The sequence below is a fragment of the Curtobacterium sp. MMLR14_006 genome, from assembly GCF_001864985.1.
Lineage (GTDB): Bacteria > Actinomycetota > Actinomycetes > Actinomycetales > Microbacteriaceae > Curtobacterium.
In genome coordinates this window covers 397229-409424 of record NZ_MJGU01000023.1, presented here as the reverse complement: position 1 = coordinate 409424, position 12196 = coordinate 397229, and the positions used below count along the sequence as shown (strand labels likewise).

Below are 12196 nucleotides of genomic sequence, written 5' to 3'. Positions count from 1 at the left end.
TGTCCGTTCGTCCGCTCGTGTGGGTACGGAGGTACCACGGAGCGACGCGTGCCTGCGCATGCGTGTCTCTCATCCTGGCGGGCGCACCCGCCACCTGATCCGGATTCCCCCGCTGGTGAGACGGGAGAGGTCGGGACCCTGGTTGGGGGTCCGTGGAGGGATCGTCGCACACGGACGGCCGGCTTGTCAGCCCCCTGCGTTACCCCTACAGGGGGCACAGCCCGGATGGCCCCCGGAGCGAGGAGGACCAGGACGCGAGATCAGCGCAGCCCCGGTCACCCACCCCCGGAACGAGAAGACTCCTCACGCACCCGCTCTCGAGATGAGCGCAGCCCCGGTTACCCCCCGGAACGAGAAGACTCCTCACGCACCCGCCAGAGCCCGGTTACCCTTGCTGCGTTTCCGCCCTGGGGGAGTTGGCCTGGATGGCGTCACGTGAGGAGCCGCAGAGCAGTCTACCGGATGGCAGGAGCAGGATCGGACACATGAAGATCGCCATCGCCGGAGGACACGGCCAGATCGCCCTGCTCCTCGCCCACCAGATCACCGACGCCGGACACGACGCCGTCGCCATCGTCCGCAACCCCGCGCACGTCTCCGACGTCGAGCAGCAGGGCGCCCGGGCGATCGTGGCGGACCTGGAGCAGCTCGGCGACGACGAGCTCGCGCTGCGGCTGCGCGGTGTCGACGCGGTGGTGTTCGCCGCCGGTGCCGGGCCGGGCAGCGGCGCCGAGCGCAAGCTGTCCGTCGACCGCGACGCCGCGATCCTGCTCGCGGACGCCGCCGAGCGGGCGGGCATCGAACGCTACGTGATGGTGTCGGCGATGGCGGCGGACACGTACGACCCGGAGCTCGCGGTCGTGCCGGCGAAGGACGACGACGCCGTGTTCCAGGTCTACCTGCGGGCGAAGGCCGAGGCGGACGCGAACCTGCGCGCACGCCGCCTGCGGTGGACGATCGTCCGGCCGGGTGCGCTCGTGGACACCCCGCCGCAGGGCACGGTCGACGTCGGTCGGACGGTCCCCCGCGGGTCGGTCACGCGGGCGGACGTCGCCACCGTCGTGCTGCACGCGCTGCTCGACGACTCGGCGGTCGGCGTGCAGTTCGAGGTCACGAACGGCAACACCCCGATCCCCGCGGCACTCGACGCCCTGCGCTGACCCACCGCCTGCGCCCCGCTGCGGTCATCGCGCCCCGGTGCGTCGGGGCGCGATGACCGCACCGGGGCGCGAAGCGACGGCACGGCGAAGCGACGGCACGGCGCGGCACCGCGAAGCGGCGCGCCCGCCTGGACGGCCGCGCCCGCCGGGACGGCCGCGCCGGTGTCAGAGCGCGACCGCAGCCGACTGCCGGGCGATCTCGAGCTCCTCGTTCGTCGGGATGACGAGCACCGCGACACGTGAGGTGTCCGTGGAGACGACCCGGGCCTCCCGTGAGTGCAGCTCGTTGCGGTCGTCGTCGATCTCGATGCCCAGGTGCTCGAGCCCGGCGAGCACGCGGCGGCGCAGCAGCGCGTTGTTCTCGCCGACGCCCGCGGTGAAGACGACCGCGTCGAGCCCGCCGAGCTGCGCCGTGTAGGCGCCCACGTACCGACGGATGCGGTGGCGGTACACGGCGAGCGCCGACTCGGCGACCTCGTCACCGTGCAGGGCCGCCTCCTGCACGTCGCGCATGTCGCCGTTGCCGGTCAGGCCGAGCAGGCCGGACTCCTTGTTGAGCATCGTGTCGAGCTCGTCGAAGGACAGCCCGGCCTCGCGGTGCAGGTGGATGAGCACGGCGGGGTCGAGGTCGCCGGAGCGGGTGCCCATGACGAGCCCCTCGAGCGGCGTGAGCCCCATCGAGGTCTCGATCGACCTCCCGCCGTCGATCGCTGCGGCCGACGCGCCGTTGCCGAGGTGCAGCACGATGGTCTTCAGCTCGGACAGCGGGCGGTCGAGGAACACGGCGGCCTGCTCGGAGACGTACTTGTGGCTCGTGCCGTGCATGCCGTAGCGGCGCACCCGGTGCTCCGCGGCGAGGTCCGCCGGGATCGCGTACGTGTACGCCTCCGGGGGCATGGTCTGGTGGAACGCGGTGTCGAACACGGCGACCTGCGCGACGTCCGGGAACACCTGCTTCGCAGCCCGGATCCCCTCGAGGTTCGCGGGGTTGTGCAGCGGCGCGAGGCTGTTCAGCTGCTCGATCTGCTGCTCGACCTCGTCCGTGACGACGGTCGCGCGGTCGAAGTCGGTGCCGCCGTGCACGACCCGGTGGCCGACGACGGCGGGCGGGTGCTCGTCGAACGACGGGCCGACCTTCCCGAACGCGTCGATCATCGCCTGGAACCCGGCGGCGTGGTCGGGCACGGACGCCGAGTCGTTCGACGACGACTCCCCCGTCAGCGCGTTGGTGTGCTTCCAGGCGCCGGACGACTCGCCGATGCGCTCGACGAGTCCGGAGGCGAGCGTGCGCTCGCCCTCGAGCTCGATGAGCTGGTACTTGAACGAGCTCGATCCGGAGTTGACGACGAGGGCTGCGGTCACGGGTGGGTCACTTTCTCTGTCGGACGGGAGGCACGGCGTGCGTCGCGCGGTTCAGGCCGCGTCGGTCGCGGTGCCGGCCTGGATCGCGGTGATCGCGACGGTGTTCACGATGTCGCCGACGAGCGCGCCGCGGGACAGGTCGTTGATCGGCTTGCGCAGGCCCTGCAGGACCGGGCCGATCGCGACCGCGCCGGCCGAGCGCTGCACGGCCTTGTAGGTGTTGTTGCCGGTGTTCAGGTCGGGGAAGACGAAGACCGTCGCCCGGCCCGCGACCGGCGAGTCCGGCATCTTCGTCGACGCGACCGTGGGGTCGGCGGCGGCGTCGTACTGGATCGGCCCCTCGACGAGCAGGTCGGGGCGGCGCTCCCGCACGAACGCGGTGCCGGCACGGACCTTGTCGACGTCGGCGCCGGAACCGCTGTCGCCCGTCGAGTAGCTGAGCATCGCGACGCGGGGGTCGATGCCGAACTGGGTCGCGGTCTCGGCGGACGAGATCGCGATGTCGGCGAGCTGCTCGCTCGTCGGGTCGGGGATGACGGCGCAGTCGCCGTAGACGAGCACCCGGTCGGCGAGCGCCATGAGGAAGACGCTCGACACGATCGACGTGTCCGGGCGGGTCTTGATGATCTCGAACGACGGGCGGATGGTGTGCGCGGTGGTGTGCTTCGCGCCGGAGACCATGCCGTCGGCCAGGCCGAGCTGCACCATCATCGTGCCGAAGTACGAGACGTCGGTCACGGTGTCGCGGGCGAGCTCGATCGACATCCCCTTGTGGGCGCGGAGCCGGGTGTACTCCTCGGCGAAGCGCTCCCGCAGCTCGGGGTCGAACGGGGACACCAGGTGCGCAGCCTCGAGGTCGAGGCCGAGCTCGGTGGCCCGGGTGCGGATCGCGGCGGGCTCGCCGAGGATCGTCAGCTCGCAGACCTGGCGCTGCAGCAGGGTCGACGCCGCGCGCAGGATCCGGTCGTCCTCGCCCTCCGGCAGGACGATGTGCTTGCCGTACCCGCGGGCCCGGTCGAGCAGGCCGTGTTCGAACATGAGCGGGGTGACGACGCCGGACGGCGCGAGCTGCAGACGGTCGCGGAGCACCTCGGCGTCGACGTGCTGCTCGAACAGGGCCAGGGCGAGGTCGGCCTTGCGGGGCGAGTCCGCCGCCAGGCGGCCGCGCGTCTGCGTGATGCGCAGGGCGGTGTCGTAGGTGCCGAGGTCGTTCTGCGCGATCGGCAGCGAGCTCGACAGGCCCTCGAGCAGTCGGGACACCTGCGGCGCGATCTCGAACCCGCCGTTCAGGATCACCCCGGCGAGGCTCGGGAACGTCTCGGACTGGTTCGCGAGCAGCGTCGCGATGAGCACGTCGCTGCGGTCACCGGGGACGACGACGATGCCGCCCTCGATGAGCCGGGGCAGCACGTTCTCCATGCTCATGCCGGCGACGACGGTGCCGAGGGCCTCGCGGTCGAGCAGTGCCTCGTCGCCGCGGACCAACGTCGCCCCGGTCGTCTCGAGCAGCGCGCGGACGGTCGGCGCGACCAGGACGCGGTCCTCCGGGATCGCCCACACGACGACGTCCGGGTGGTCGTCGTGCACGGCGCGCTCGACGCTCGCCACGACGGCGGGCAGGGCGTCGGGGTCGGCGCGGTTGACGACGACGCCGAGCAGCTGCGCGTGCGCCGCGCGGAGCTCGCTCGTCGTGACGTCGGCGACCTGCGCCATGTCCTCCGGGGTGCGTGCGCCGCGCTCGGCGGCGTCGCGGCCTCCGAGCACGAGCAGGACGGGTGCGCCGAGGTTCGCGGCCACCTTCGCGTTGAAGGACAGCTCGGTGGGACTGCCGACGTCGGTGTAGTCCGACCCGAGGACGACGACCGCGTCGCACTGCCGCTCGACCTGCGCGAAGCGGCTGACGATCGTGCCGAGCGCCGCGTCGGGGTCCGCGTGCACGTCGTCGTAGGTGACGCCGACCGCGTCGTCGTACGAGATCCCGACCGCGGTGTGCTGCAGGAGCAGTTCGAGCACGTAGTCCGGCTCGTCGACCGACCGGGCGACGGGGCGGAAGACACCGACCCGGCCGACGGATCGCGCGAGGGTCTCGAGGACACCGAGGGCGACGGTGCTCTTGCCCGTGTGTCCTTCTGCTGACGTGATGTAGATGCGGGTCGACACGTCCCTCAGGGTAGTCGTCGGACACGTCACGACGACTGGGAGGGAGCGCTCCCGCGACACGCGGTCGTGAGCACCCTCGAAGAACCTGTAGCATTGGGTGTCGCCGTCGCGAGACGGTGCCCAGGAGAATTCGCCTAGTGGCCTATGGCGCACGCTTGGAAAGCGTGTTGGGTGCAAGCCCTCGGGGGTTCGAATCCCCCATTCTCCGCCAGAGCGAGCAGGAACGGCTGCGAGCAAGGCCGAAGGGCCCGCGTCACGAGACGCGGGCCCTTCGTCGTCCGACCCGGCGGCACTGGTCCCCCACCCGGCCGACGAGCGTGTCCCCTGTCGACCGCGCACTCCTCGGAATCCGGCTGAACGGGGTGGAACGGGCTGTCCCCGGGCCCCCTCGGTCACCTATGCTGACCCGAGCGGACGGCTCCGGGACGAGTCGACCGCGGTGCACCGAGCGGCAGGGGCGTCGCTCGAGGGGCGGCCCGTCGGCGTGCCCGCCGCACCCGAGGGGACGAGGAGATGCGCATGGGGGACACGACCGTGCCCGCGACACCGAGCCTGCGAGCCGACGTGTACGACGTGGTCCTGCGCCCGCGCCGGTCGCTCGTCCGGTCCACCGCCCTGAGCATCGTGTTCTCCGCCGTTCCGCTCGCCGTCGCCCTGCTCTGGGTCTCGTTCCCGTTCCGCGGGTGGACCGTGGCCGCAGCCGCCGTCCTGGCGGTCGTGGTGGTCGTCGCCGTGGCCTTCGTCCGGCTCAGCACGGCGTACATCGGCATCGACCCCGAGGGGCTGACGATCCGCGGTGTGGTCACCCCGCACCGCCGGGTCCCCCGCGAGCGCGTGCACAGCCTCGTGCTCGCGACGACGTTCGGCGCCTCCGTCGACCGGACGACACGGGAGCTCGTGGCGTTCGACGCGGAAGGAATGCACCTGTTCCGCATCCGCGCCGACGTGTGGGGCGACCGCGGCCTCGAACAGGTGGTCGACGCCCTCGGCGTCCAGGTCCTCGACGAACCCCGGCCCGTCCCCGCCCGGGCGTTCGCCAAGCGCTTCCCGTCGAGCCGTACCTGGTACGAGCAGCGCGGGGCGCACTTCTTCGTCGGCGGGCTCGCGGCCGTGGTCGTCGCGGCCCTGCTCTTCATCGAGACGAACGGGCTGCTCGGTGCTTGACTCCGGCGCCTGACCCCGGCGTCTCACACGCCTGTCCGGCGCGCTCAGCGTCGACGGCGCAGGGTCGAGAAGATCCCCTGCACGACCTCCTTCGCGATGGTGCGTCCGAGGCCCGAGCCGAGCAGCTCGGACAGCGGGTCGTCGGCCTTCCGGCTCGTCGTCGTGCGCGTGCTCCGCCCGGACCGGCTCGACCGCCGTGACGCGGCCGCGCGCTCGGCGCGTTCGAACTCGCGCTGGGCCCGCTCGTACTCCTGCTGGGCAGCGGCTCGCTCCTTCGACTCGCGCTTCTCCTGCGCGGCGGCCTCCTTCGCGGCAGCGGCGGCGGTCCGCGCGGCGGCCTCCTCGGCTGCGGCTGCAGCGGCCGCGGCGTCCTTCGCCGCCTCCGCAGCAACGGCCTCGGCGGCCGCGGCCTCCATCCGGCGTGCCAGGACCTCGCGGGCGGAGTCGGGGTCGACGGGGGTGCCGTAGGTGGCGAGCAGCGGCGACGCGGCGACGCGGGCCTCCAGGTCCGCCGCCGGCAGCGGGTCCATCGACCCCTGAGGTGCGCGCAGGCGCGTCCACGCGACCGGCGTCGGCGCCCCCTGCTCGTTCATCACGGTGACGATCGCCTCGCCCGTCGCGAGCGAGGTGAGCACCTCGCCCAGGTCGTAGTCGCTCGACGGGTAGGTGGACACGGTCGCGCGCAGGGCCTTCGCGTCGTCCGGGGTGTGCGCGCGCAGCTGGTGCTGGATCCGCGACCCGAGCTGCGCGAGGACGTCGCTCGGCACGTCCTTCGGCGTCTGCGTGACGAAGAAGACCCCGACGCCCTTCGACCGGATGAGCCGGACGGTGCGCACGATCTGCTCGGTGAAGTCGCGCGAGGCACCGCTGAACAGCAGGTGGGCCTCGTCGAAGAAGAACACGAGCTCCGGCTCGTCCTGGTCGCCGACCTCGGGCAGCTCGTTGAACAGGTCGGCCAGCAGCCACATCAGGAACGTCGAGAAGACCTCGGGCTGGTCCTGCACGCCGGGCACCTCGAGCAGGCTGATGATGCCGCGGCCGTCGGGAGCGGTGCGCAGGAACTCCCGGGTGTCGATCTCGGGCGCGCCGAAGAACCGGTCGGCGCCCTTGTCGGCGAAGGTGACGAGTTCGCGCAGGATCACACCGGCGGTCTGCTTCGACAGCCCGCCGAGCTCGGCGAGTTCCGCCTTGCCCTGGTCGCTCACCAGGAACGTCAGCACGCTCCGCAGGTCCGCCAGGTCGACCAGCGGCAGGCCGGCCTGCTCGGCGTGGTGGAAGACCAGTCCGAGCGAGGACTCCTGCGTGTCGTTCAGGCGCAGCACCTTCGCCATGAGCAGCGGTCCGAACCCGGAGACGGTCGCCCGGATCGGCACACCGGTGCCCCGGCCGCCGAGCGAGTAGAACTCCGTCGCGCTGGCCGTACCGGACCACTGCTGCCCGATGCCGGCGGTCCGGGCGAGCAGCTTGTCGTTCGGCTCCCCCGCCGCCGCGAGTCCGGACAGGTCGCCCTTGACGTCGGCGGCGAACACGGGCACGCCGTTCGCGGCGATCTGCTCGGCGAGCAGCTGCAACGTGCGGGTCTTGCCGGTGCCGGTGGCCCCGGCGACGAGGCCGTGCCGGTTCAGCATGCCGAGCGGGATGCGGACCTGGACGTCGGGGTCCGCCTCACCGTTCACCAGGGCGCCGAGTTCGAGTGCGCTGCCCGCGACGGTGTACCCGGCGCGGACGGCGGCGACCGCGTCCGGTCCCAGCGGGGCCACTCCGGCCGGGTCGGGAGGCACGGGGCCGGCTGGCGGGGCGGCCGCCGGCTGCGGGGCGGTCACCGCCACCGCCGGGGCGGCGTCCGGAGGCGGGGTCGCGGCCGGGGCGGCGTCCGGTGCCCTGGCGGCGTCGGGTCGCGGGGTCGCGGCCGACGCGGGCTCCGCGTCGGGGGTGAGCCGGGCCTCCTGGCCGGTGGGGGCCGGGGCGTCGGCGGCGGCGGGCTCTGCGTCGGACGCGAGGCCCTGCTGCGCCGTGGCCGAAGCCTGCGCGGCGAGCGCGGCGGCCAGCTCCTCGGCGCGCTGGGCGGCCTGTTCGGCGAGCCGTCGTGCCTCGTCCGCCGCCTGCTTGGCCGCCTCGGCCGCTGCCCGTGCCTGCTCCACCGCGTCGCTCATGCCGCCAGCATATGGACGCGGCTCCGGACGCGGTACGGTCCCGCCGCGACCCCGATCCGGTGCGACGAGATCGTCGTCGTGCGACGTCCATCTCGTCGTCCCGGGTCGTCGGGTAAACCACCCTGCCGTACCGACCGCGCCGACCGGCTCGTCAGTGCGTGAGCGCCGGCACCGTCTTCGGGCGGACGACGACCCAGAGCACCACGATCGCCATGGCCGCGGTCGACCCCATCACCATCGCCATCGGCGTCGCGGTCGTGATGCCGAGCCAGCCGACGACCGGCGAGATGAGCCCGGCGACGCCGAAGTTCAGCGCGCCGAGGAGCGACGCGGCGGTCCCCGCCTCCTTGCCGTGGGCGGCGAGGCCGATGACCTGCACGAGCGGGAACGAGAAGCCGCAGGCGGCGATGAAGAACCACAGCGGCACGAGCACGCCGACGAGCCCGGCGCCGAGCTGGTCGAGGACGATGATCGCGACCGAGGCGAGCAGCAGCGTCGCCGTCGAGCACGCCAGGATCCACTGCGGCCCGACGCGCTGGGCCAGCCGCGCGGAGATCTGCACGCCGAGCACGACGCCGACCGAGTTCACGGCGAACAGCAGGCCGTACTGCTGCGCGTCGAGTCCGTACACGCCCTGGAACAGGAACGGCGACGAGCTGAGGTACGAGAACAGGCCGCTGAACACCATCGCGCCGATGAGCGCGACGCCGACGAAGATGCGGTCCGAGAACAGCGCCTTGTACCGCTGCCCGATGGTCGAGTGCCCGGCCTCCTGGCGGCGGGCCGGCGGCAGGGTCTCGACGATGAGCAGGATCGAGGCGATGACGACGGCGAGGCCGTAGCAGGCGAGGAACACGAAGATGCCGCGCCAGCTGGTGAACCGGAGCATCTGCGAGCCGATGAGCGGCGCGAGGATCGGGGCGAGGCCGTTCACCATCGCCAGGCGCGACAGCATGCGGACGAGCGGCTTGCCGCCGAACAGGTCACGGACGGTCGCCATCGCGACGACGCCGCCGGCCGCGGCACCCATGCCCTGCAGCACGCGGAAGACCGCGAGCAGCTCGATGTCCGGCGCGGTCGCGGCGCCGATCGAGGCGCCGATGTGCACCGTCGTCGCCACGATGAGCGGCAGGCGGCGACCGACCTTGTCGCTCCAGGGCCCGACGAGGAGCTGTCCGACCGCGAACCCGAGCGTCGTCGCCGTCAGGGTCAGCTGCACGGCGCCGTCGGTGACGCCGAACTGCTCCTTGAGCGCCGGGAACGCCGGCAGGTACAGGTCGATGGTGAACGGCCCGAGCGCGGTCAGGGCGCCGAGGACGAAGACGTAGACGAGTCGCTGCCCGCGGGAGAGCGAGTCTCCGGGGTGCGGGACCCGGATCGAACCGGTGGTGGCGGGCGCGGTCACGAGCAGCAGTCCTTCGACCTCGGGGCGGGGAGGGTGATCGCGGCTCGATCGAATCGATTCGTCCGCGGAACCATCCTACGGGTCGCGAGAGCGCTCACGAAGCGGTGCCGCGTGTTGCCGGTGGTCCCGAGGTCCCGCCGGGCACGCCGTGCGGTACCGTCGGACTGCTCGGGGACTCCCGGCACGATCAGCATCAGAAGGGGGTGGGTGTCATGGTGGACGCCCGGATCCTGCACACGACCGCTGCCCTGCGCGAGGCGATCCTCCGGCTCGCCACCGACCGCCCGGTCTCCACGATCACCGTCGCGGACGTCACCCGCGCCGCCGGCATCAACCGCGCCACGTTCTACTCGCACGCCGTCTCCCCCGGCTCGCTGCTCGCCGACGTCCTGACGCCGGAGCTCGACCGCATCCGCGAGGACGACGCCGCAGCCCGACGCGCCGCTGCCGCCCGGGGTGCGGACGCCGCCGAGCTCGCCGCCATCACCCGCCGCGGCATCAACGCGGTCGTCGAGCACGTCACGGCCCACCGGGACATCTACTGCAAGGCCCTGCCCGACCCGAACGACGCCTCGCTGCACCGCCTGCTCGTCGAGCACTTCACCGTGTCGAGCGCCCAGCACATCCACGAGCTCGACCCGTCGTCACGTCCGCCGCTGCTCGACGACGTCGCCGCCGGCTTCGTCGCACAGGGGTTCGTCGGCGCCATCGAGGCCTGGCTCGCCGGCCCCCGCCGCTCCCGCAAGGCACTGGTCGAGACGATCACGCTGTCGTTCCCGGCGTGGTGGAACTGACCGCTCGCTAGTCGTCACCCGCGTCGTCGGACGACGGCTTCTCGCCGCGCTGCAGGGACCGGACGACGTCCACCGCGGTGGCTGCGAGCTCCGCGTCGTCGGCCTCGCCCTGCACCCGGTAGTCGGCGGAGACGCCGTCACCACCGGTGCCCGTCGCGGGCAGCGGGTCGCCGAGCGACACCACCACGACGCCGGCGTCGTGCGCGGTCCGGACGACACCGGTCAGCGCGGAGGCGTCGGCGGCACGGACCAGCAGCGCCTTCGCGCCGGAGCGGACGAGCCCGGCGACCGCCGAGCGCTGGGCCGCCGCAGCGCCGGATGCCGGTGCCACCCGGACGACGGGGCGGAAGCCGGCGTCCCGCAGGCCGGTGCGCAGCTCGGTGGCGAGCGCGGCGTCGTCGTGGACGACCACGACCCCGATGACGGCCTGCTGGTCGAAGCCGCCGTCCGAGCTCGTCAGGTCGGTGCTCTGCACGGGCGTGGGCGCGACGGAGGTCGTGCCCTGGCAGCCGGCGAGTGCCAGGACCGTCACCAGGGCGCCGACGGCGACGACGGAGCGCATGCGGGCCACGCTACCCGCCCGTCCGCGGCGCCGGGACGGGTCCGAGTCGCCGGACCGCCGCGATCGCCAGTGCGGCGAACAGGATCATGGCGCCGAAGACGAGCGGGAAGGCGACGGTCCCCTGCGCGCCGCCCGTCGCGGTGAACAGCAGGCCGGTGGCGGCGAGGCCGATGACGCTCCCCGAGGCGTCGGCGATCGTCAGCGCCGAGCTCGCGAAGCCGTCGTCGCCCTCGCCGGAGAAGCGCAGCGTCAGCATCGAGGTCCGGGGGTAGATCGCCCCCATGCCGGCACCGCCGACGAACCAACCGGCCACGAGCACCCACCACGGCAGGTGCAGGGCGGCGACCGCGAACGCCGTCAGCAGGCTCACGAGCACCAGGGCGAGCCCGACGCCGAAGGTGCGCTGCGCGGTCAGGCGTTCCTCGCCGGCCTTCCCGTGGGCCCAGCTCGCACCCGCCCAGCTCAGCGCGGCGACGGTGAGCGCGAGCCCGGCGGTGGAGGGCTGCAGCCCGTGCTCCGCCTGCAGCAGGAAGGGCACGTAGGCCTCGCTGCCGAAGAACGACGCCGCCATCAGACCGCGCAGCAGCACGACCGACGGCAACCCGGCCGCCGCGGTGAAGGTGCCGGCGGGCAGCAGCGGCCGGAGCGCGAACCAGGTGCCGACCAGGCCGACCGCGACGGCGGCGACCATCCCCCACGGGGCCAGGTCCGGGGCGACGTTGAGCAGCAGGATCGCGACCGCGGCGGCGACCGACCACCCGATCCGGGTCCGCTGCCACGGCGGTCGCAGGGCCTCGGCGGGCGGGTGCAGGCGGCCGAGGGTCGGCACGAGCAGGGTGAAGGCGGCGACGGCGATCACGAGCGCACCGGCGAACACCCAGTGCCAGTCCCACACGTCGGTGACGATGCCGGCCAGCGCCGGTCCGACGAGCGCCGGCACCACCCAGGCGGCGGCGAACCCGGCGAACACCGGGCCGTGCAGCTCGGCGGGGAAGATCCGGGCCACGAGCACGTAGAGCACGACGTCGATCGCGCCCGCGCCGAAGCCCTCGATGAGCCGGCCGACCAGGAAGACCGTCATCGTCGGGGCGGTCATCACCACTGCGGTGCCGGCCGCGAAGAGCAGCGCCGACACCCACGCGACGACGCGACCGCCCGCGCGGTCCGCCCAGTTGCCCGCCAGCACCATGCCCGGCACACCGGCGGCCAGCGGTGCGGCGAACGCGAGCGCGTACAGGGCCTCGCCGTCGAGGTCGCGGCTGATCACCGGCATGATCGTCGTCATCGCCAGGTTCTGGAAGGCGGCGACGCCGACGATCGCGACCATGCCGATCGTCGCGAGGGCGTGTCCCCCGCTGAACAGGCCCGTCCTCGTCGCCGTGGTGCTCACGGTTTCATCGTAGGGGTGCCCGGCGACGCCGCCGGCCGGGACCGGC

At 73.2% G+C, this 12196-nt stretch carries 9 protein-coding genes, 1 tRNA gene and 1 other RNA gene; 4 read left to right on the top strand and 7 right to left on the bottom strand.

Features of this window, described 5'->3' with window-relative positions:
- Positions 1-351: 351 nt before the first annotated feature.
- Positions 352-448, bottom strand: an RNA gene (gene ffs / locus BIU94_RS13810) — signal recognition particle sRNA small type.
- A 37-nt stretch (positions 449-485) separates the two neighbouring features.
- On the opposite strand from ffs, the gene BIU94_RS13805 reads away from it, so the two are divergent.
- A complete protein-coding gene (locus BIU94_RS13805; RefSeq protein WP_071261257.1) occupies positions 486-1160 on the top strand; it encodes an NAD(P)H-binding protein in 675 nt (224 codons plus the stop codon).
- Between the two features lie 165 nt (positions 1161-1325).
- On the opposite strand, the gene BIU94_RS13800 is transcribed toward BIU94_RS13805, so the two are convergent.
- Together BIU94_RS13800 and pta are read right to left on the bottom strand one after the other, a co-directional pair.
- On the bottom strand, positions 1326-2522 hold the full coding sequence (locus tag BIU94_RS13800) for an acetate/propionate family kinase (protein WP_071261255.1): 1197 nt from the start codon (positions 2520-2522) through the stop codon (positions 1326-1328).
- A 51-nt stretch (positions 2523-2573) separates the two neighbouring features.
- Positions 2574-4682, bottom strand: coding sequence for a phosphate acetyltransferase (gene pta, locus BIU94_RS13795; RefSeq protein WP_071261253.1), 2109 nt, complete (start codon positions 4680-4682; stop codon positions 2574-2576).
- Positions 4683-4805: 123 nt separating this feature from the next.
- Here pta and BIU94_RS13790 point away from each other — a divergent pair.
- Together BIU94_RS13790 and BIU94_RS13785 are read left to right on the top strand one after the other, a co-directional pair.
- Positions 4806-4893, top strand: a tRNA-Ser gene (locus BIU94_RS13790).
- Positions 4894-5201: 308 nt separating this feature from the next.
- Positions 5202-5846: a hypothetical protein gene (locus BIU94_RS13785; RefSeq protein WP_071290567.1), complete on the top strand. Its 645-nt coding sequence runs from the start codon at positions 5202-5204 to the stop codon at positions 5844-5846.
- 44 nt (positions 5847-5890) lie between these two features.
- Here BIU94_RS13785 and BIU94_RS13780 read toward each other — a convergent pair whose 3' ends face one another.
- Both BIU94_RS13780 and BIU94_RS13775 read right to left on the bottom strand, forming a co-directional pair.
- A complete protein-coding gene (locus BIU94_RS13780) occupies positions 5891-7999 on the bottom strand; it encodes a helicase HerA-like domain-containing protein (protein ID WP_083404840.1) in 2109 nt (702 codons plus the stop codon).
- Positions 8000-8150: 151 nt separating this feature from the next.
- Entirely contained in the window at positions 8151-9404 is a 1254-nt protein-coding gene (locus tag BIU94_RS13775; RefSeq protein WP_175472228.1) for a multidrug effflux MFS transporter, read from the bottom strand.
- Positions 9405-9616: 212 nt separating this feature from the next.
- Between BIU94_RS13775 and BIU94_RS13770 the strand changes: the two genes are divergently transcribed.
- Positions 9617-10198 carry a TetR/AcrR family transcriptional regulator gene (locus BIU94_RS13770; protein WP_071261249.1) on the top strand — a complete coding sequence of 194 codons (582 nt, stop codon included), beginning with the start codon at positions 9617-9619 and terminating at the stop codon, positions 10196-10198.
- 7 nt (positions 10199-10205) lie between these two features.
- On the opposite strand, the gene BIU94_RS13765 is transcribed toward BIU94_RS13770, so the two are convergent.
- Together BIU94_RS13765 and BIU94_RS13760 are read right to left on the bottom strand one after the other, a co-directional pair.
- A complete protein-coding gene (locus BIU94_RS13765) occupies positions 10206-10760 on the bottom strand; it encodes a substrate-binding domain-containing protein (RefSeq protein ID WP_139196399.1) in 555 nt (184 codons plus the stop codon).
- 10 nt (positions 10761-10770) lie between these two features.
- Positions 10771-12150, bottom strand: a complete 1380-nt coding sequence (locus BIU94_RS13760; RefSeq protein ID WP_071261243.1) for an MFS transporter — start codon at positions 12148-12150, stop codon at positions 10771-10773.
- Positions 12151-12196 lie beyond the last annotated feature (46 nt).

Excerpts from the sequence above, each read along its gene's own strand:
- BIU94_RS13805 (WP_071261257.1), top strand. The coding sequence starts at position 486 with ATGAAGATCGCCATCGCCGGAGGACACGGCCAGATCGCCCTGCTCCTC.
- BIU94_RS13785 (WP_071290567.1), top strand. The coding sequence starts at position 5,202 with ATGGGGGACACGACCGTGCCCGCGACACCGAGCCTGCGAGCCGACGTG.
- BIU94_RS13780 (WP_083404840.1), bottom strand. The coding sequence starts at position 7,999 with ATGAGCGACGCGGTGGAGCAGGCACGGGCAGCGGCCGAGGCGGCCAAG.
- BIU94_RS13770 (WP_071261249.1), top strand. The coding sequence starts at position 9,617 with ATGGTGGACGCCCGGATCCTGCACACGACCGCTGCCCTGCGCGAGGCG.
- BIU94_RS13765 (WP_139196399.1), bottom strand. The coding sequence starts at position 10,760 with ATGCGCTCCGTCGTCGCCGTCGGCGCCCTGGTGACGGTCCTGGCACTC.